The following is an 18246-nucleotide window of genomic DNA, read 5'->3' on the forward strand; positions in this document are numbered from 1 at the left end:
GTGGCGCGGCGTCAGCCGCGGCCGCTGCTCCGCGCCGGCCGCCGACGGCCGGTGATCGCCCGGAGGTCCTTCAGCGCAGTCCGCTTCCCACTCCGGCCGGGACGCCGAGCGTCCGGCCCTGTGCGGCCGCGCGGCGCAGGCCGTGCGCCAGGTGCCGGGCCTGCTTGATGTGCAGCCGCCAGCCGCCGTCGCAGTCGCCGACCCGGACGCGGGGCAGCGCATGGCGGCCGGTGAGGGCCGAGTGCCCGACGGCGCAGGCGTAGTCGTAGCCGGCCGCGCGCACCGCGGCCACACAGCGGCTGTCCACCTCGCCGTACGGGTAGCAGAAGCCCTCGACCGGTCGGCCGGTGACCGCCTGCAGCACCTCCCGGCTGCGGGCGGTCTCGGTGGCGAGCGCCTCTCCGGACAGGCCGGGCAGTGCGGTGTGCGCCATGCCGTGCGAACCGATCTCCATCCCCGCGTCGGCGACCGCCGCGACCTGGTCGGCGGTCAGCAGCTGCTTGCGGGGTGCGCCGGGGTTCCAGGTGGTGTGGCCGCCGAGGCGGTCGGCGACGACATAGACGCTGGCTGTGAAGCCGTAGGACTGGAGCACCGGCAGCGCCTCGACCAGGAAGTCGGCGTAGCCGTCGTCGAAGGTCAGCCCGACCAGCCCGGCCGCCCGGCGGTCCCCCGCCGCCCGCAGCAGCTCCGCCATGCCGACGCCGCGCAGACCGCGCCGGTGCAGCCAGCGCATCTGGGAGGCGAAGCGGCCGGGGGTGACGGTGAGCGGATGGGGGTCCTCCTCGTGGCGGTCGACGGAGTGGTACATCAGCGTCCACGGCGTCCGGTGCGGTGCGGACCCGGTGCGGGCCGGCGGACGGCACAGGTCCCGGGCGAGCGATTCAGCGGCCATGGCGGCGGGCCCCTTCGGCAGTGGGTCGTACGGCGCGACCGGCCGTGCGCATCGGGGTGCGCAGCCCGGGTGCGCCGAGGAGGGCGGCGGTGACGGTGAAGGCGGTGGCGGTGCCGCCGAGGACCACGGCGGTGAACGGCCTGGGTGCGGCGAGGGTCGGCCACTGCTCGGCCAGGCAGCCGATCAACGTCATGGTGAGCGCGGTCGCCACGGCTGCGCGACCGGCCGGTGCGGACAGCTCGCCGGGCACCGAGGACCACACCCCGCCGCGGTGGAGGACCCCGGACCCGTTGAGCAGCAGCAGTGCGGGCAGCAGGGCGGGTGCCAGGGGGCCGCCGGGTGCTGCGAGGAGGGCGGCGGTGCGCAGGGCGGCCAGCAGCGAGGGCGACACCGCGGCTTCGACCGCGGCCGCTGCGACGGCCGCCATGGGGCGGCGGGGTCGGCTCGGGACACCCGGCCCGGGGGATACGGGGGCGGGCAGGGCACCGGGTCCGGTGGCGGCGACTCCACCGGGCGGGGCGATCCGCGCGGGGTTCGGCCTGCTCTCGCTCTCCGTGCTCGTCCGCGCGGGTACTCCCCTGCTGTGCGCCCCGGTGCGGGTCGCTCCGGCCCGTCGGGGCGGGCGAAGGTGGACCCGCCGCCGCAGGCGGTGTCCCTCCCCGGTCCGGCCGTGGCCGCGGGGGCGGTACCGGCAGAAGCCGATAGTCCCGACAAATCGGATGTATACGGTCAGCGGACTGGCCCTTTCACCCGGCTGCCCCACTATCTGATGAGCACTCAGGAGCCCCGCTGGTCTCCGGCTCCGCGTACACCCGGGCAACGACCACCCCACCCCCTGGACACGGGCCGACCTTGTGCGACGTCAGCGCCGCGCACCCCTGGCCGGGGCTCTCACATGCAGGGAGCACCCGGTGGGGCGCAAGGGTTCACCCGAAGGGCCCACCCCGGACGGGCGTACCGGTCGCGACCTCCGGACAGGTCTCCGCACTGCCGCGAGACCCCCTCCACCCACCGCCGCACATCACACAGGATGGCGACAGGGGCATGCGCCCCGACAGAGGCCGGTTCTCCACGGCCTCGGCACCTGCATGAGCATCACCGGCCGCACCGAGGCCGTCGCCTCCCACCAGAACCCGCATCCGCGGCGGCACACCAGGGCCGGGGCCGACCGCACGGCCTGCGGCAACTCGGCAGGGCGGGCCACCCAGTCACGACAGCATGCCTGACTGACAGCCAGAATGACTGGCGGGGCGACTCCCCAATCAGCCGGAAAACATGAGAGAACGTCATAGCCGGCACGACATCCGACCCGGCCGAGCGCGCTGCAGCACAGGGCCCGCAACCGGCCTCCCCGCCGGGCCGCATCGAACCGCAACCGGCCGCTCCGCCGCGGGCCCTGCGGCGACGTGCCGTGCCGACGTCGCCCGCCCGGCACGGATGCCGCCCGGGCCCGACGGCCCCCCGGGCGCCCACTCCCTCCGTTCCCGGCCCCGCACCGCGCCCGTACGGGGCCGGAAACGACCCGCCCTCCCCCGCGGCTGCGGGAGGCGTCAGTCGAGGCGGTGGGAGAGGTGGAGGTCGCGTTCGGTGTTGCCGTCCTCGAGGCGCAGTGCGGTGGCCACCGGCGGATAGCCGCTGGCGATCACGGTGTACTCGCCGGGCTGGAGGTCCCCGAAGCGGAAGGTGCCGTCCGCACCGGTGGTGACCGCCGCGACCACCGTGCCCGTGGAGTCCAGCAGGGTCACCCTGGCGTCGGCGACGGGGTGCCCGCCCTCGGTGCGGACGGTGCCCCTCAGGGTGCCGCTGCCGGCCAGCGCCACATCCTGCCGGGTCTCCCCGCTGGGGGAGATGGTGACGGTCAGTGCGGTGGGCCGGTAGGCGCGCGCGCTGACCGCGAGGGTGTACTCGCCGGCCACCAGGTCGCGGAAGTCATAGGCGCCGTCGCCGTCGGTGTGCCCGGTGGCGACGACCTCGCCCCGCGGGTCGGTGAGCACCACCGCGGCCCCGGCGACAGGGGCGCCCTCGGTGGAGCGGACCGCTCCGGTGAGCCGTCCGGTGCCGCCCAGCACCACGTCGAGGTCGACCGGGCGGCTGCCCACCGCGACGGTGACGGCCTGGGGCTGGTGTCCGCCCGCCGCGGCGATCAGGACGAAGTGGCCGGAGCGGGGTGCGGCCAGCGCCCAGCCCCCGTCGGGGCCGCTGGCGGCGCGGGCGACCTGGCGGCCGTCCATGTCGATCAGGGTGAGGACCGCGCCCGGCACCGCGCCCCGGTCTGGTTCGCGGACGATGCCGCGCAGCGGGATCCCGGGGGCGGCCGTCCTCGGCTCGGGGTTGAGGGTCTCCGCCGCCTGGGGCGGCACCGCGTGGTCTGCCGGGGTGGGGGCGGGTCCGGAGGCCGGATGCGTGGCCAAGGGTTTCTCCTTGAGCAGGAAGGCGAGGACGAAGCCCAGCGCCAGCACGGGCACCAGGTACAGGAAGATCCGCGGCATGGCGTCGGCGTACGCAGCCACATAGCCGTCGCGCAGCGGGGCCGGCAGGGCGCGGACCAGTGCGGGGGTGATGGAGTCGGTGTCCGGCAGGGCGGGGCCGCCGGGCCGGGCGGGGGGCAGGCTTCTGGCGAGCCCGTCGGTGAGCCGCGCATGGAAGAGGGCGCCGAAGACCGCGGCTCCCACGGAACCGCCGATCTGCCGCAGGTAGTTGTTGGTGGAGGTGGCGGTACCGATGTCGCGCGGCGGTACGGAGTTCTGCACCGCCAGGACGAGGACGGGCAGCACCAGGCCCACGCCGAGGCCGAGCACCGCCATCGCCGCGGCGGAGACCGCGTACGGGGTGTCGGCGTCCAGCAGCAGCCCCAGCATGGCCATGCCCGCGGTGGACAGCAGGCCGCCGAGCAGCGGATAGGGCTTGTAGCGGCCGGTGCGGCTGATCAGCTGGCCGGAGCCGATGGAGGCGAGCACGATGCCGCCCATCATCGGCAGCATCAGCAGTCCGGAGCCGGTGGCGCTCGCCCCGTCGACCATCTGGAGGAAGCTGGGCAGATAGCTGGCGGCGCCGAAGAGCGCCACACCGACGACCACGCCGATCGCGCCGGCGACATTGAAGACACCGTCGCGGAAGAGCCGCAGCGGCACCACGGGTTCGGCCGCGAACCGCTCGACCAGGGCGAACAGCAGCAGGCAGCAGACGGTGGCGCCGGCCAGGCCGAGGATGACCGGGGAGCCCCAGGCGTACTCGGTGCCGCCCCAGCTGGTGGCGAGCACCAGGCAGGTGGAGGCGGCGGCGAGCAGCGCCGCGCCGCCGACGTCCAGCCGGGGGCGCACCGCGGGCCGGGGCAGCCGCAGCACCACCAGGGTGACCAACAGGGCGAGGACACCGATGGGGATGTTGACCCAGAAGCACCAGCGCCACCCGGGTCCGTCGGTGAACCAGCCGCCGAGCAGCGGCCCGGCCACCGAGGAGATGCCGAAGACGGCGCCGATCAGGCCCATGTATCGGCCGCGGTCCCGGGGCGGAACGATGTCGGCGATGATCGCCTGGACGCCGATCATCAGCCCGCCGCCGCCGATGCCCTGGACCGCACGGAAGGCGATCAGCTGGTCGATGGTGTGGCACCAGCCGGAGAGCGCGGAACCGGCGATGAAGACGGCGATGGCGAAGCGGAAGACCCGGTCGCGGCCGAAGAGGTCGCCGAGCTTGCCGTAGAGCGGCAGTACGACGGTGGAGGCCAGCAGATAGGCGGTGACCACCCACGACATCCGGTCCAGGCCGTGCAGTTCCCCGACGATCCTGGGCAGCGCGGTGGCGACGATGGTCTGGTCGAGGGCGGCGAGGAAGAGCGCGAGCATCAGACCGGCGAACACCAGCCGGACCTGGCGCGGCGTCAACTGCGCTGCGGTGGACGGCTGGGGGACGGGCTCGGCCGGTGCCCTGCGGGCGGCCTCCATCACGGACATGGGGTGGATGATTACAGCCGCTGACACTTTTTCCGAACCGGTCGGTTCATCATGATATCCGTCCCGACCAGGAGACATGCCTCGCGGACCCCGCCCGGTTTCACCCACACGGGGACGTCGGCGAGCGTCCGTTCCCACACCCGGACAGGTGACTCAGCCGGCGCCGGGCTCCAGCTCCGCCAGCTCCTCCATGGCTCCGGTCACGATGTCCCTCATGGCCCGCTCCGCACGCACCGGATCGCCCGCACAGACCGCCTCGGCCACCTCGCGGTGGCGGGCGATCGCATAGGGCTCGGGGTGGTGCGGCATCAGGTGGTGCTCGGTGCGGCCGGTGAGGACGGCGCCCACCACCTCGCCGAGGTGGGCCAGCATCTCGTTCCCGGAGGCCTCCAGCACCACTTGGTGGAAGGCGATGTCATGCCGCAGGAAGACCTCCAGCTCACCGGCGCGCGCGGTCACGGTGAGCTCCACCGCGAGGGCGCTGAGCTGCCGGCGCTGATCGTCGGTGGCGTTGCCGGCGGCGAGGGCGGCGGCGGCCGGCTCCACGGCGACCCGCAGCCCGCCGAGCGAGCGCAGCTGCGCCGGGCGGTCGGCGCCGGCCAGCCGCCAGCGGATCACCAGCGGGTCGAAGACGTCCCAACCGGACCGGGGCTGGACGGTGATCCCGACCCGGCGCCGGGAGGCCACCATCCGCATCGCCTCCAGGACCCGCACCGCCTCGCGGACCACGGTGCGCGAGACCCCGTGCCGCGCCTCCAGCTCCTCCATGCGCAGCACGGTGCCCTCGGGGATCTCGCCGGAGGCGATGGCGGGGCCGAGGTCGGCGAGCAGGCGGCCGTGCAGGCCTTGGATGTCCATCGGACCAGAGTAGAGCGCCCACTCATATGACGATTGGGTATCGGGGCCTTGAATAAGTCATATCTTTGGGTCCATAGTTCCCAGCATCCGGATGTGCCTCCCACGCTCCGGTAGAACACCGTCAGGAGCATCGAGATGGCTCTCAGTGCCGAGAACCAGCGGCCGTGCGTCGTGGTGATGGGCGTGTCCGGGGTCGGCAAGACCACCGTGGCGCGGCTGCTCGCCGAACGGCTGGACGTCCCCTTCGCCGAGGCGGACGAGTTCCACCCGCCGGCCAACATCGCCAAGATGTCGGCCGGCACAGCGCTCGACGACGCCGACCGGCAGCCGTGGCTGGAGGCCATCGGCCACTGGCTGAGCCACCGCGACGCGGCGGGGACCGGCGGGGTGGTCACCTGCTCCGCGCTGAAGCGGAGCTACCGGGACACCCTGCGGGCCGCCTCCCCGGGCGTCTTCTTCCTGCACCTGACCGCGGACCGCGCCCTCATCGCGGACCGCATCGGCCACCGCAGCGGCCACTTCATGCCCGCGTCCCTGCTGGACTCCCAGCTGGCGACGCTGGAGCCGCTCGGACCGGACGAGCGGGGCGCCTCGCTCGACGCCGGGCCGGACACGGAACACCTCGTCGAGATGGCCGCGGGCATCGTGCCGCGGCCCGTCAATGGAGACCTCGAGTGACCATCGCCCTCACACCCGGGACGGCCTCCCTGCTGGCCGCCGCGGACACCCTGCCCCACAGCGGCAACTCCGGCAGACTCGTCGCCGCCATGCTGATCGGCATCGCGGTGATCGTGCTGCTGATCACCCGGCTGAAGCTGCACCCCTTCCTGGCCCTCACCCTCGGCTCCGGGGTGCTCGCCGCCGTGGCCGGCGTGCCCTTCGACCAGCTGATGAGCAGCTTCACCACCGGCCTGGGCTCCACCGTGGCCAGCGTGGGCGTGCTGATCGCGCTGGGTGCCATGCTCGGCAAGCTGCTCGCCGACTCCGGCGGCGCCAACCAGATCGCGGACACCATCCTGTCCCGCTCGGGCCGCCGGACCCTGCCCTGGACCATGGCCCTGGTCGCCGTGGTGCTCGGCCTGCCGCTCTTCTTCGAGATCGGCGTGGTGCTGCTGATCCCGATCGTGCTGCTGGTGGCCCGCCGCGGCAATCTGCCGCTGATACGCGTCGGCATCCCGGCGCTGGCCGGTCTGTCGGTGCTGCACGGCCTGGTGCCGCCGCACCCCGGCCCGCTGGTCGCCATCGACGCCCTGCACGCCGACCTGGGCCCGACCCTGGCGCTGGGCCTGCTGGTCGCCGTCCCGACCGTGGTGATCGCCGGTCCGCTGTTCTCCCGGGTCGCCGAGCGCTGGGTGGGTCCGCTGGAGATCCCGGCCGCCATCGCCACGGACAGCGACGCCGACCAGGCCCGCAAGCAGGACGGGGTGCGCACCCCGAGCTTCGGCGCCACCCTGGCCACCATCCTGCTGCCGGTCGTGCTGATGCTGATCAAGGCGTTCTGCGACGTGGTGATCGACGACGACAAGGCGCTGGCGCAGCGGATCTTCGACTTCGTCGGCTCCCCGCTGATCGCGCTGCTCGCCGCGGTGCTGCTGGGCATGGTCACCCTGGGCCGGGCCGCGGGCTTCACCAGGGACCGGATCTCCACCACCGTCGAGCGGTCGCTCGCGCCGATCGTCGGCATCGTCTTCATCGTCGGCGCCGGCGGCGGCTTCAAGCAGACCCTGGTCGACGTCGGCATGGGCAATGTGATCGCCGACTGGTCCGACAAGTGGCACATCTCGGCGCTGCTGCTGGGCTGGCTGGTCGCCGTCCTCATCCGGCTGGCCACCGGCTCCGCCACCGTGGCGACCGTCACCGCGGCCGGCATCGTCTCCCCGCTGGCCGCCAACATGACCTCCACCCACGCGGCGCTGCTGGTGCTCGCCGTGGGCGCCGGGTCGCTCTTCCTCTCCCATGTCAACGACGCCGGCTTCTGGCTGGTCAAGGAGTACTTCGGGATGAGCGTCGGCCAGACGTTCAAGTCCTGGTCGGCGATGGAGACGGTGATCTCGGTGGTGGCACTGGTCTTCATCCTGCTGCTGGGGCTGGTGTTCTGACCCCTGCGGGCAGCACGCCCGCACACAGACGGCGGTGCCCTCCCCCCGGCCGGAACCGGGGCGGAGGGCACCGCTGTCCGCGCATCCCGGCGGGTTCAGCCCAGCTCGGCGGCCAGGCGGCCCAGCACCTCGTCGTGGATGCGGTTGATGCCCTTGGGCGCGAAGGTGCGCTCGAAGAAGCCGCCGATCCCCCCTGCCCCCTGCCAGGTGGTCTCCACCGCGACCTTGGCCCGGCCCTCGCCCGCCGGGGTCACCGTCCAGGTGATCACCATGCTGGAGTTGGCGTCGGTCTCCACCAGCTCACCGGGGGTGGGCTCGGAGACGGTGAACAGGCAGTCGCGGACCCGCTTCTCGGTGGCCTGGAGCTTCCAGTGCACCCGGGTGCCGGCGCCCTTGCCGCCCTCGCGCACCTCGTACTCGCTGTACTGGACGGGCAGCAGCCGGGGGCGGGTCTGCTCATAGTCGGCGAGGGCCTCGTAGACCCGCTCCGGCGAGGCCTCCAGCACCCGCTGCGTTGCGGCGTACACCTGCGACATGTCGTGCTCCTCACTGGGCTCGGCGGCCCGCACGGGCGCCGCGCCACAGCCAACCACCGGCGGTACGCGGCCACCAAACGGGCCCACCGCGGCATGGCGCGCCCCGATCTTCGAACTTGTGTTCTAAACTTGCGCCCCAAGCACCACCAGCGGCAAGGAGGAACCCCCATGCGCTGGGACAACCTGCAGCTCGAGACCACCACCGCTGCCACCACCGCCCTGCTCGGCCCCGGCACCGTCACCCGGCGCTTCGACACACCCGAGTTCCGCGGCATCACCTTCCATGAGGTGCGCGCCCGCTCCATCGTCAACCGGGTGCCGGGCGCCTCACGGATGCCGTTCGAGTGGACGGTCAACCCCTACCGGGGATGCACCCACGCCTGCGTCTACTGCTTCGCCCGCCGCACCCACAGCTATCTCGACCTGGACACGGGGCTGGACTTCGACTCCCAGATCGTGGTCAAGGTCAACGCGCCCGAGCTGCTCCGCCGCGAGCTGGGCTCGCGCCGCTGGCACGGCGACCACATCGCCATGGGCACCAACGTCGACTGCTACCAGCGCGCCGAGGGCCGCTACCGGCTGATGCCCGGCATCATCGAGGCGCTTCGCGACTACGCCAACCCCTTCTCGGTGCTCACCAAGGGATCGCTGATCCTGCGCGACCTGGAGCTGCTCCAGCAGGCCGCCGCCGTCACCGATGTCGCCGTCAATGTCTCGGTGGGCTTCACCGACCGGGAGCTGTGGCGCAGCGTGGAGCCCGGCACCCCCTCCCCGCAGACGCGGCTGGAGGTCTGCCGCACCCTCACCGACGCCGGCATCCCCTGCGGGGTGCTGATGGCCCCCGTGCTGCCGTACCTCAGCGACTCCCCCGAGCAGCTGCGCGCCACCGTCAGGGCCATCGCCGAGGCCGGCGCCGTCTCGGTCACCCCGCTGGTGCTGCATCTGCGGCCGGGCGCCCGGGAGTGGTACACCGCCTGGCTGCGACAGCACCACCCGCAGCTGCTCCCCCGCTACGAGGCGCTGTACGGCGATGCGGTGTACGCCCCGCGCTGGTACCAGCGCCGGATCACCCGGGCCGTCCACGAGATGGCCGCCGAGTACGGCTGCGGGCCCTCGGGACCGACCGGCACCCGCCGCATCCCCCCGGCCCGCCCGGAACCCGGTCCCGAGCCCGCCCAGCTCACCCTGCTGTGACCGGACCCGGCACCTCCGGCCGCGAACGGCCGCGGAGGCCGCCCGGTTACCCTTGCACGGTGCTGAACGAGGTGACCGCTCTCCGCTATCTCACGCCGCTGCGTGCGGGCGGCTCGGTACCCGGGATCACCGAGACCGACGACCTGGGCACCTATGTGGTGAAGTACACCGGGGCCGCGCAGGGCCGCAAGGCGCTGGTCGCCGAGGTGATCGTCGGGGAGCTGGGCCGCCGGCTGGGGCTGCGGGTGCCCGACATGGTCCGGGTCCGCTTCGACCCCGCGGTGGCGGAGGGCGAGCCCGACCAGGAGATCCAGGACCTGCTGCGGGCCAGCAGCGGGCTCAACCTGGGCATGGACTTCCTCCCCGGCAGCCGCGACTTCAGCCCCGGGGCCCTGCGGGTGGACCGGGTGGAGGCCGGCCGGATCGTCTGGCTGGACGCACTCACCGCCAATGTCGACCGCACCTGGCGCAACCCCAACATGATGGTCTGGCACGACCGCCTGTGGCTGATCGACCACGGCGCCGCCCTGGTCTTCCACCACCGCTGGTCCGACGCCCCGGCCGCGGTGACCCGCCGCTACGCCCTGGGCGACCATGCGCTGGGCGTCTTCGGACCCGATGTGACGGCGGCCGACCGTGAGCTGGCACCGCTGGTCACCGAGGAGCTGCTGCACGAGGTGGTCTCCCTCGTCCCCGAGGAGTGGCTGGCGGACGAGCCCGGCTTTGACTCCGTGGCGCAGCTGCGGCAGTCCTATGTGTCCCACCTCGCGGCCAGGGCGGCCGCATCGGGGCTGTGGCTGCCGGACGGCTTCGCCACCCCCGAGCAGCTGCGCGCCGCCGAGGCCCGCCGCACCGCCGCCACCCAGGCCGGCCGCCCCGCCTGGCTCCAGCACATACCCGGCTGACCTCAGGCACCTCCGGCACACCGGCCCGCCCCGGCAGAGCCGCACTGCGGCGGTTGTCACGGGGTGACAACCTGGCGTCGGCTCCGCTGAGCCTCCTCTGGACCGGGGCGTGCGGTCCGTACCAGGATCATGGTCCGGCAGTGAAAGCGAGCGAGAGGTTGGGCGCCATGCAGGGCAGGGACTGGTCGGCGTTCCAGTTCGAGATCTACCTGGGCGGGATGAACGGCACCGTGCCCCGGCTGCCCACCGACCTCACCCGGCTGGAGGAGATGGCCACCAGGCGTCTCGGCCCCGGGCCGGTCGGCTATGTGGCCGGGAGCGCGGGCAGCGGCCGCACCGAGCGGGCCAACCGGGAGGCCCTGGACCGCTGGGCGATCGTGCCGCGGATGCTGCGGGACGTGCACGAGCGCGACATGGGGGTGGAGCTGTTCGGACGGCGGCTGCCCGCACCGGTGGCGCTGGCCCCGGTGGGCGTCCTGTCGATCATGCATCCGGAGGCCGAACCCGCCGCCGCCCGCGCCGCGGCCGCGCTGGGCCTGCCGTTCACCTTCTCCTCCGCCGCCTCCACCACCATGGAGCAGGTCGCCGAGGCGATGGGCGAGGGGGCGGAGCGCTGGTTCCAGCTGTACTGGCCCAAGGACCGGGAGGTGTGCAAGTCCTTCCTGCGCCGGGCGAAGGCCGCCGGGTACTCCGCGCTGGTGGTCACCCTGGACACCTGGCTGCTGGCCTGGCGGCCGCGCGACCTGGACCAGGCGTACCTCCCCTTCCTGCACGGCGTGGGCACGGCCAACTACTTCTCCGACCCGGCCTTCCGGGCCGGCCTGGCCAAGCCCGTGGAGGAGGACCCGCAGGCCGCGGTGCTGCACTGGGCCCAGATGTTCGCGGATCCCTCGAAGACCTGGGAGGACCTGGCGTTCCTGCGGGAGAACTGGGAGGGCCCGATCGTCCTCAAGGGCATCCTGCACCCCGATGACGCCCGCCGCGCCGCCGATGCCGGCATGGACGGCGTGGTGGTCTCCAACCACGGCGGCCGTCAGGTCAACGGCTCGATCGGTGCCGCCGACGCGCTGCCGGGGGTGGCCGACGCGGTCGGCGACCGGCTGACCGTGCTCTTCGACAGCGGAGTGCGCACCGGCGACGACGTCCTCAAGGCGCTGGCGCTGGGTGCGCGGGGGGTGCTGCTGGGCCGCCCGTACGCCTACGGCCTGGGGCTGGACGGCGAGGCCGGGGTCACCCATGTGCTGCGCAGTCTGCTGGCCGAGTTCGACCTCACCATGGCGCTCTCCGGCCACACCCGGCCGGACGAGCTGACCCGCGAGACCCTGACCCGGCACGGAGCCTGAGGAGAACCCCCGATGAGTGAGCGCAAGAACCTGCTCGCCGTGGTCCCCGCCCACCTCGGCGGACGGGATGTGGGCGCCGGGCTGGCCGCGGGGTTCGCCGAGCGGGCGGACGTCACCGTGGTGGAGGCGGTGGGCGAGGACCCCGCGGCCCTGGCCCGCGCCCAGGTGGTGATCACCGCGCTGGCCCCGGTGACCGCCGGGGACATCGCGGCCGCACCCGCCCTGGAGTTCGTCCAGTGCACCAGCCACGGCTTCGACTACGTGGACCTGGAGGCCGCCCGCGCCCGGGGTGTCACCGTCGCCAACATCGGCTCCAGCGGCGCCGAGAACCACGATGTCGCCGAGCACACCTTTGCGCTGATGCTCGCCCTGGCGAAGCAGATCGTGCCCGCACACACCGCGCTGGCCGCCGGGGACTGGGCGACGCCCCGGCTGCAGCCCGCCCTCACCGAGCTCACCGGCAAGACCCTCGGCCTGCTCGGCTTCGGCGCGATCGGCCGGCAGGTGGCGCGGCGCGCGACGGCCTTCGACATGACCGTCCGCTACACCGCCCGCAGCTCCCACCCGGAGGCCGAGGAGCGGTACGGCGCCCGGCGGGTGGAGCTGGAGGAGCTGCTGCGCACCGCCGACTACCTCTCCCTCCAGCTCCCGCTCACCCCGGAGACCAGGGGCCTGCTGAACGCCGAGCGGCTGGCGATGCTGAAGCCCACGGCCTTCCTGATCAACACTTCGCGGGCGGCGATCGTCGACCAGGAGGCGCTGGCCGACGCCCTGGAGGCGGGCCGGCTCGCCGGTGCCGGCCTGGACGTCTTCGACCCCGAGCCGCCCGGCCCGGGTCTGCGGCTGCTGCGGGCGCCCAACACGGTGCTCACCCCGCACATCGCCGGGGTCACCCGGGAGACCCTGGTCAGGATCGCCCTGGCCGCGATCGAGAACACCGCCGCCTATCTGGAGGGCAAGTCCCCCCGGGACGTGGTGTCCTGACCGACGGCGCGGTGTTGGGGGCGTCGTGTCCCGGACACCGCGCCCGTGAGTGCCTGCGAGCACGGAGCGGCTTCCGGTGGCGGCGGTCCGGGCCGCCGAGCCGAGGTCAACGGGCGGGACCAGGCTGCCCCGCCCCGCCTTCGGGCAGGGTGTGATGGCGGATCACCAGGGAGGCGTGGACGTCCTCGGCGGTCTCGGTGGCATAGATGTGGGGCACGTCGGAGACCCAGCTGACGTGGCCGCCGGGCGGCACCACCAGCGGGGCGGTGGCCGGGCCCACCCGGGCGGTGCCGCTGAAGACGGTGAGGTACTCGGTGGCGCCCAGGGGGTGGGCGGGTGAGGTCTGCACCCGGCCGGGGCGGATGCGCAGCCGGTACAGCTCGGTGATCACCGGGCCGTCGGTGAAGGTCTCCAGCAGGGTCGCGGTGACCGCCGTGCCGTGGACGGCCGCCGGGGGTTCCGGGCGGCGGGCGGCCGGATCGACCAGCACCGCCGCGAGCGGGACGGCCAGCTGCGCGGTGATCGCATAGAGGGTCTCCACGGTCGGGTTGCGGGTGCCCGCCTCCAGCCCGGAGAGAGTGGCCTTGCCGACGCCGGCGCGCAGGGCCAGCTCCGACAGGGACAGTCCGCGCCGGGTGCGCAGCTGCCTGATGCGCCGGCCGATCTCGGCGGCGTACGGCTCGGTGTGCTGGTTCACGGGGCAAGTATCCGCGACGGTGTTCCGTTTGCGGAACGCAGCGGTCTAGACTCGCGTTCCGTTTACGGAACGGCCCAACCACGGGGGAGACCGGATGCCACGCACACGCACACTGCAGCCCGTACTGGCCGGAGTGGTGCTCGCGGTCGTCGGCTTCGCCAGCTCCTTCGCCGTGGTGCTGGCCGGGCTGCGAGCCGTGGGCGCCGACCCCCGGCAGGCGGCGTCGGGGCTGCTGGTGCTCTGCCTCACCATGGGTGTCACCGCCATCGCCCTCGGCCTGCGCTACCGCATACCGCTCAGCATCGCCTGGTCCACCCCGGGTGCCGCGCTGCTGGTGGCGGTGGGTCCGCAGCACTCGGACTACCGGGAGGCCCTCGGCGCCTTCCTCACCACCGGGGCACTGCTGCTCGCAGCCGGGCTCTCCGGACGCTTCGCCCGGCTGCTGCACGCCATCCCCGCCCCGCTGGCCGCCGCCATGCTCGCCGGGGTGCTGCTGCCGCTCTGCCTGGCCCCGGTCCAGGCCGTGGCACAGCTCCCCCGGCAGGCGGTACCGGTCGTGGCCGTCTGGGCGGTGCTCCTCCGCTACGCCCGGCGGTGGGCCGTACCGGGGGCACTGCTGACGGCCGTGGCAGCGATCCTGCTCACCGGGCCGCGCGGCCGCTCCGCCGCATCGCTGTGGCCGGTCCTCACCGCGCAGACACCCACCTTCTCGGCCGGCGCGGTGATCGGCATCGCGGTCCCGCTCTTCATCGTCACCATGGCCTCGCAGAACATCGCCGGGATGAGCATGCTGGCCTCCTACGGCTACCGGCCGCCGCTGCGCCCGGTCCTGGCGACCACCGGGATCGCCACCATGGCGGGCGCACCCTTCGGCGGACACGCCGTCAATCTGGCGGCCATCACCGCAGCGCTGGCCGCCGGGCCGGACGCCCACCCGGACCCGCGGCGTCGGTGGATCGCCTCCGTCACCGGCGGCGTCGTCTACATCGCCCTCGGCCTCTCCACCGGTCTGACGCTCTCGCTGATCACCGACTCACCGCCGCTGCTGATCGAGACCGTCGCCGGGCTGGCGCTGCTGGGCACCCTGGGCTCGGCCGTCCACTCCGCCGTCCAGGACTCCGGACAGCGGGACGCAGCCGTGGTGACGCTGGTGGTCACCGCGTCGGGCATCGCCCCGTTCGGGATCGGGGCGGCGCTGTGGGGCCTGCTGGCGGGGCTGGCCTTCCGCGCCTTCTTCGGCGGCACGCCGCAGCCCGCCCCGACGGCCGAACCCGAGCGGGAACCCGCGGCCCGGTGAGCGGCGCAAGGCGCCCAGGCATGACGACTGCCCGTCACTCGTCCGCGACACTGGCCTCAGAAGCCGACCGAGGAGTTGCCCGTGCCGCATCCGGAGCCCGGCCACCTGAGCGAGAACGGCGCAACGGGATGTCAGCAGCTGGACCGCCACGTCCCGGCCCTGGCGTGACGTCAGCTAAATATTGCGTGACGCGCAAACTTGCGCACCACGCAAGTTCGGTTACAGTGATGGCATGGCAATCGACCCGCCACCGGACCCCGCACCGCGGACAGGGCTTCGGGAACGCAAGAAGCAGGCCACCCGGGACGCACTGACCTGGGCGGCGCTGCGGCTCGCCCAGGAGCGCGGGCTGGAGAACGTACGGGTCGAGGACATCGCAGCCGAGGCGGGGGTCTCACCTCGGACGTTCAACAACTACTTCTCCAGCAAGTACGAAGCCATCGTCTCCCGCCAGGGCGACCGGGTGCGGCAGTCCGCAGCCGAGCTGCGGGCCCGGCCCGCGGACGAACCGCTGTGGACCGCCGTGGTCCACGCCGCGCTGGCCCCCTACGGGGTCTCGGAGCGCATCCCGGACCCCGAGTGGACCGCCGGCGTCCGACTGCTGCTCGGCGAACCCGCCCTGCAGAGCGAACTGCTGAGGGTCAGTGCGGCCGCGGGTGCCGAGTTCACGGCCGCCGTGGCCGAGCGCACCGGCACCGACGCCCGGCACGACCTCTACCCCGGCCTGCTGGCCGCTGCGGTACTCGCCGCCCAGCAGACCGCACAGGAGCAGTGGCTCCGCGCCGATCCACCGGTGCCGCTGCTGCCTCTGATGCGCGCCGCCCTGCACCTCCTCGCCGACGGGCTTCCCGACCCGTCGGCCGGCCGCACCGGCTGACCTCGGGCAGCCCCCGCACCGCCGCACCGCCGCACAACGGGCCCGGCACCGGGCCTTACTCCGTCATGCCTTCACAAGGGAGAAATATCGTGACATGGGATGTGGTCATCGCCGGCGGCGGCCCCAATGGGCTGGCCCTGGCCTGCGAACTCGGCCTGGCCGGGGTCCGGCCGCTCGTCCTGGAGTCGCTGACCGAGCGCAGCACCGTACCCAAGGCCAACGGGCTGGTCGGACAGGTCATCAGACTTGTGGACCACCGCGGTCTGTACGAGCGGTTCAGCGGCAGCACCGGGGCACCCCGGCCGACACCCTGGTACATGTTCGGCGGGTTCCCCCTGGACCTCGGACAGCTGGACAACAATCCGATCCACACCCTCCCCATACCGCAGCGCCGCCTGGAGCAGCTGCTGGAGGAGCGGGCCGAGGAGCTCGGCGTGGAGATCCGCCGCGGCCACCGGCTCACCGCGTTCACCCAGGACGACGACGGGGTCGCCCTGGAGGTGGCCGGCCCGGACGGCCCGCAGCGGCTGCGCGCCGCCTATCTGGTCGGCTGCGACGGCGGCCGCAGCACCGTCCGCAAGCAGCTCGGTATCGGCTTCCCCGGGGTGTCCGGGGACGGCCTGGTCTCCCGGGCCGCGCATGTCTCCCTGCCCGAGGAGCTGTGGGTGGCGGAGACCGGCGAGCTGGAGGTGCCCGGATACGGCAGGGTGCGGCCGATGATGCACACCCGCACCGACCGCGGGGTCTTTGTGGTTGCCATGCTGGAACCCGGCAAGCCGCTGGTCAGCACCCTGGAGTGGGACCCCTCGGCCATCGGGGACGCCACCCCGATGACCATCGCCGAACTACGGGAGAGCGCATCGCGGGTGCTCGGCGCGGACCTGCCGCTCGGACCGCCGACGGCCCCTGGTCCGTATGTGCTGCGGCGCGTCGAGGGCGGCAACACCCGGCTGGCGGAGCGCTACCGGATGGGGCGCGTGCTGCTGGTCGGCGACGCGGCCCATGTCCACTCCGCCGTCGGCGGCCCCGGCCTCAACCTCGGTATGCAGGACGCGGCCAACCTCGGCTGGAAGCTCGCGGCCCAGGTGCAGGGCTGGGCGCCGCCCGGGCTGCTGGACACCTACCACGACGAGCGCCACCCCGTCGGCGAGCGCGTCTTCATGCACTCCCAGGCGCAGTTGACGCTGCTCTCCCCCGGGCCGGGTGTCACGGCACTGCGCGAACTCTTCGGCGAGCTGCTGGGGCGTACGGAGAATGTGCAGCACATCGCCGACACCATGGCCGGCAGCGACATCCGCTACCCCGTCGCCTGCGCCCACCCCCTGGCCGGCCGCTTCGCCCCCGACCTCCCACTGGTCACCGAGGCCGGACCCACCCGGGTCGCGGAACTGATGCGCGGAGCACGGCCACTGCTGCTCGACCTCACCGGCGAGCCGGACCTCCGCGACACGGCGGCGGGCTGGAAGGACCGCGTGGACACGCTCTCCGCCACCACCCCGGAACCGGCCCCGGCCGCACTGCTCATCCGTCCCGACGGCTATGCCGCCTGGGCGGCCTCCGCCGACGAGCCCGCGGCGGCGATGCAGAGCGGACTCCGCGAGGCCCTGACGGCCTGGTTCGGGGCACCCGTCGCCTGACCGGGGCGAGCAACCTCGCGCCGGAAGGACTGGCCATCAGATTCCCCACGCCCCCTTGACCGCCCAGGTTTCAGCACGGTGCAGGCTCGATGGCCGCCATGGCCATGTGGTCCGCGGCGCCCCGCCGTCGGCGTGATCAGCGGAACTCCCCCGCCCGGCACTAGACCCGGTCGAGGGGGCGGTGGGGCTCTGCGGGGAGGTCGACACCGACGGCGTCCCCGGGGTGGATGTCGCCGCCGGTGAGGACGATGCCCATCACGCCGGCCTTGCGGATCAGGTTGCCGTCCTCGTCGCGCCCCAGCACGGCCTTGAGCATCCCCTGCCGGTAGTGGTCGATCTGCAGGCAGGGGTTGCGCAGGCCGGTGACCTCCACCACCGCCTCCGGGCCGAGCCGCAGCCGGGTCCCGGCCGGGAGGGCCAGCAGATCGACGCCCCGGGTGGTGATGTTCTCCCCCATGCCGCCGGGCGGCACGTCGAAGCCGGCTTCGCGGAGCTCGTCGTGCAGCTCCGCGTGGATCAGGTGCACCTGGCGGAGGTTCGGCTGGGTGGGGTCCTGGGCCACCCGTGAGCGGTGCTGGACGGTGACGCCGAGGTGGGTGTCACCCTCGACCCCGAGTCCGGCCAGCAGGCGTATGCGGTCCCGGCACGGCTTGCTGAAGGTGTGTTCGGGATTGCTGCTCACGGCTACTACGGTTGCGGTCATCGGCTGACGACTCCCCTGCTCGAACGTCCGTCCCAGTACCTGCATCATCGCACCGGCACCGCCCTGGCGGCGGGGTCAGCCGCGGCCGGCCGCGGCGGTCGGTCCCCCGGCCTCGGACACCCGCCCTGCGAGGCGTCCTGCGGCGCCCGGCCGATCGCCCGTCATTCGGCGTTCTGCCGGAACGCCGGAACGCCGGAACGCCGCCGCAACGAGCACGAAGTCCTGTGGTGTCGTTCAACGGCGGTGCGCAGTAAGCATCACAGGGATCAAG

16 protein-coding genes are annotated in these 18246 nt (G+C 73.5%); 9 read left to right on the forward strand and 7 right to left on the reverse strand.

Features of this window, described 5'->3' with window-relative positions:
- Positions 1 to 70: 70 nt before the first annotated feature.
- The 4 genes from AB0761_RS11065 to AB0761_RS11080 form a co-directional block, all read right to left on the reverse strand.
- Positions 71 to 892, reverse strand: a complete 822-nt coding sequence (locus tag AB0761_RS11065) for a polysaccharide deacetylase family protein (RefSeq protein WP_377268808.1) — start codon at positions 890 to 892, stop codon at positions 71 to 73.
- Entirely contained in the window at positions 882 to 1319 is a 438-nt protein-coding gene (locus AB0761_RS11070) for a hypothetical protein (protein ID WP_377268809.1), read from the reverse strand. Before AB0761_RS11070 ends, AB0761_RS11065 begins: the two co-directional genes overlap by 11 nt.
- A gap of 1123 nt (positions 1320 to 2442) precedes the next feature.
- On the reverse strand, positions 2443 to 4845 hold the full coding sequence (locus AB0761_RS11075) for an MFS transporter (RefSeq protein ID WP_377268810.1): 2403 nt from the start codon (positions 4843 to 4845) through the stop codon (positions 2443 to 2445).
- 153 nt (positions 4846 to 4998) lie between these two features.
- Positions 4999 to 5703, reverse strand: a complete 705-nt coding sequence (locus tag AB0761_RS11080) for a FadR/GntR family transcriptional regulator (protein WP_377268811.1) — start codon at positions 5701 to 5703, stop codon at positions 4999 to 5001.
- Between the two features lie 135 nt (positions 5704 to 5838).
- Here AB0761_RS11080 and AB0761_RS11085 point away from each other — a divergent pair, with 135 nt between their 5' ends.
- Together AB0761_RS11085 and AB0761_RS11090 are read left to right on the forward strand one after the other, a co-directional pair.
- Complete coding sequence (locus AB0761_RS11085; protein ID WP_377268812.1) at positions 5839 to 6381, forward strand: gluconokinase; 543 nt, start codon at positions 5839 to 5841, stop codon at positions 6379 to 6381.
- Between the two features lie 29 nt (positions 6382 to 6410).
- A complete protein-coding gene (locus AB0761_RS11090; protein WP_377274012.1) occupies positions 6411 to 7802 on the forward strand; it encodes a gluconate:H+ symporter in 1392 nt (463 codons plus the stop codon).
- 95 nt (positions 7803 to 7897) lie between these two features.
- Here the strand turns inward: AB0761_RS11090 and AB0761_RS11095 are convergent, their stop codons facing one another.
- Positions 7898 to 8338, reverse strand: a complete 441-nt coding sequence (locus tag AB0761_RS11095; protein ID WP_377268813.1) for an SRPBCC family protein — start codon at positions 8336 to 8338, stop codon at positions 7898 to 7900.
- A 168-nt stretch (positions 8339 to 8506) separates the two neighbouring features.
- Between AB0761_RS11095 and AB0761_RS11100 the strand changes: the two genes are divergently transcribed.
- The 4 genes from AB0761_RS11100 (at position 8507) to AB0761_RS11115 (ending at position 12764) form a co-directional block, all read left to right on the forward strand.
- On the forward strand, positions 8507 to 9532 hold the full coding sequence (locus tag AB0761_RS11100) for an Rv2578c family radical SAM protein (RefSeq protein WP_377268814.1): 1026 nt from the start codon (positions 8507 to 8509) through the stop codon (positions 9530 to 9532).
- A 59-nt stretch (positions 9533 to 9591) separates the two neighbouring features.
- The gene (locus AB0761_RS11105) at positions 9592 to 10437 is read left to right on the forward strand and encodes a HipA family kinase (RefSeq protein ID WP_377268815.1); all 846 of its coding nucleotides are present in this window, start codon (positions 9592 to 9594) and stop codon (positions 10435 to 10437) included.
- 167 nt (positions 10438 to 10604) lie between these two features.
- Entirely contained in the window at positions 10605 to 11780 is a 1176-nt protein-coding gene (locus tag AB0761_RS11110; protein ID WP_377268816.1) for a lactate 2-monooxygenase, read from the forward strand.
- A gap of 12 nt (positions 11781 to 11792) precedes the next feature.
- Positions 11793 to 12764 carry a 2-hydroxyacid dehydrogenase gene (locus tag AB0761_RS11115; protein ID WP_377268817.1) on the forward strand — a complete coding sequence of 324 codons (972 nt, stop codon included), beginning with the start codon at positions 11793 to 11795 and terminating at the stop codon, positions 12762 to 12764.
- A gap of 106 nt (positions 12765 to 12870) precedes the next feature.
- Here AB0761_RS11115 and AB0761_RS11120 read toward each other — a convergent pair whose 3' ends face one another.
- Positions 12871 to 13461, reverse strand: a complete 591-nt coding sequence (locus tag AB0761_RS11120) for a helix-turn-helix domain-containing protein (RefSeq protein ID WP_377268818.1) — start codon at positions 13459 to 13461, stop codon at positions 12871 to 12873.
- 94 nt (positions 13462 to 13555) lie between these two features.
- On the opposite strand from AB0761_RS11120, the gene AB0761_RS11125 reads away from it, so the two are divergent.
- From AB0761_RS11125 to AB0761_RS11135, 3 genes are all read left to right on the forward strand, one after another.
- A complete protein-coding gene (locus AB0761_RS11125; protein ID WP_377268819.1) occupies positions 13556 to 14758 on the forward strand; it encodes a benzoate/H(+) symporter BenE family transporter in 1203 nt (400 codons plus the stop codon).
- 232 nt (positions 14759 to 14990) lie between these two features.
- Complete coding sequence (locus AB0761_RS11130) at positions 14991 to 15635, forward strand: TetR family transcriptional regulator (RefSeq protein ID WP_377268820.1); 645 nt, start codon at positions 14991 to 14993, stop codon at positions 15633 to 15635.
- Between the two features lie 89 nt (positions 15636 to 15724).
- The gene (locus AB0761_RS11135) at positions 15725 to 17272 is read left to right on the forward strand and encodes an FAD-dependent monooxygenase (protein WP_377268821.1); all 1548 of its coding nucleotides are present in this window, start codon (positions 15725 to 15727) and stop codon (positions 17270 to 17272) included.
- A 160-nt stretch (positions 17273 to 17432) separates the two neighbouring features.
- Here AB0761_RS11135 and AB0761_RS11140 read toward each other — a convergent pair whose 3' ends face one another.
- Entirely contained in the window at positions 17433 to 17975 is a 543-nt protein-coding gene (locus AB0761_RS11140) for an MOSC domain-containing protein (protein WP_377268822.1), read from the reverse strand.
- Between the last annotated feature and the right edge of the window lie 271 nt (positions 17976 to 18246).

The organism is Peterkaempfera podocarpi (genome assembly GCF_042466665.1).
Lineage (GTDB): Bacteria > Actinomycetota > Actinomycetes > Streptomycetales > Streptomycetaceae > Peterkaempfera > Peterkaempfera podocarpi.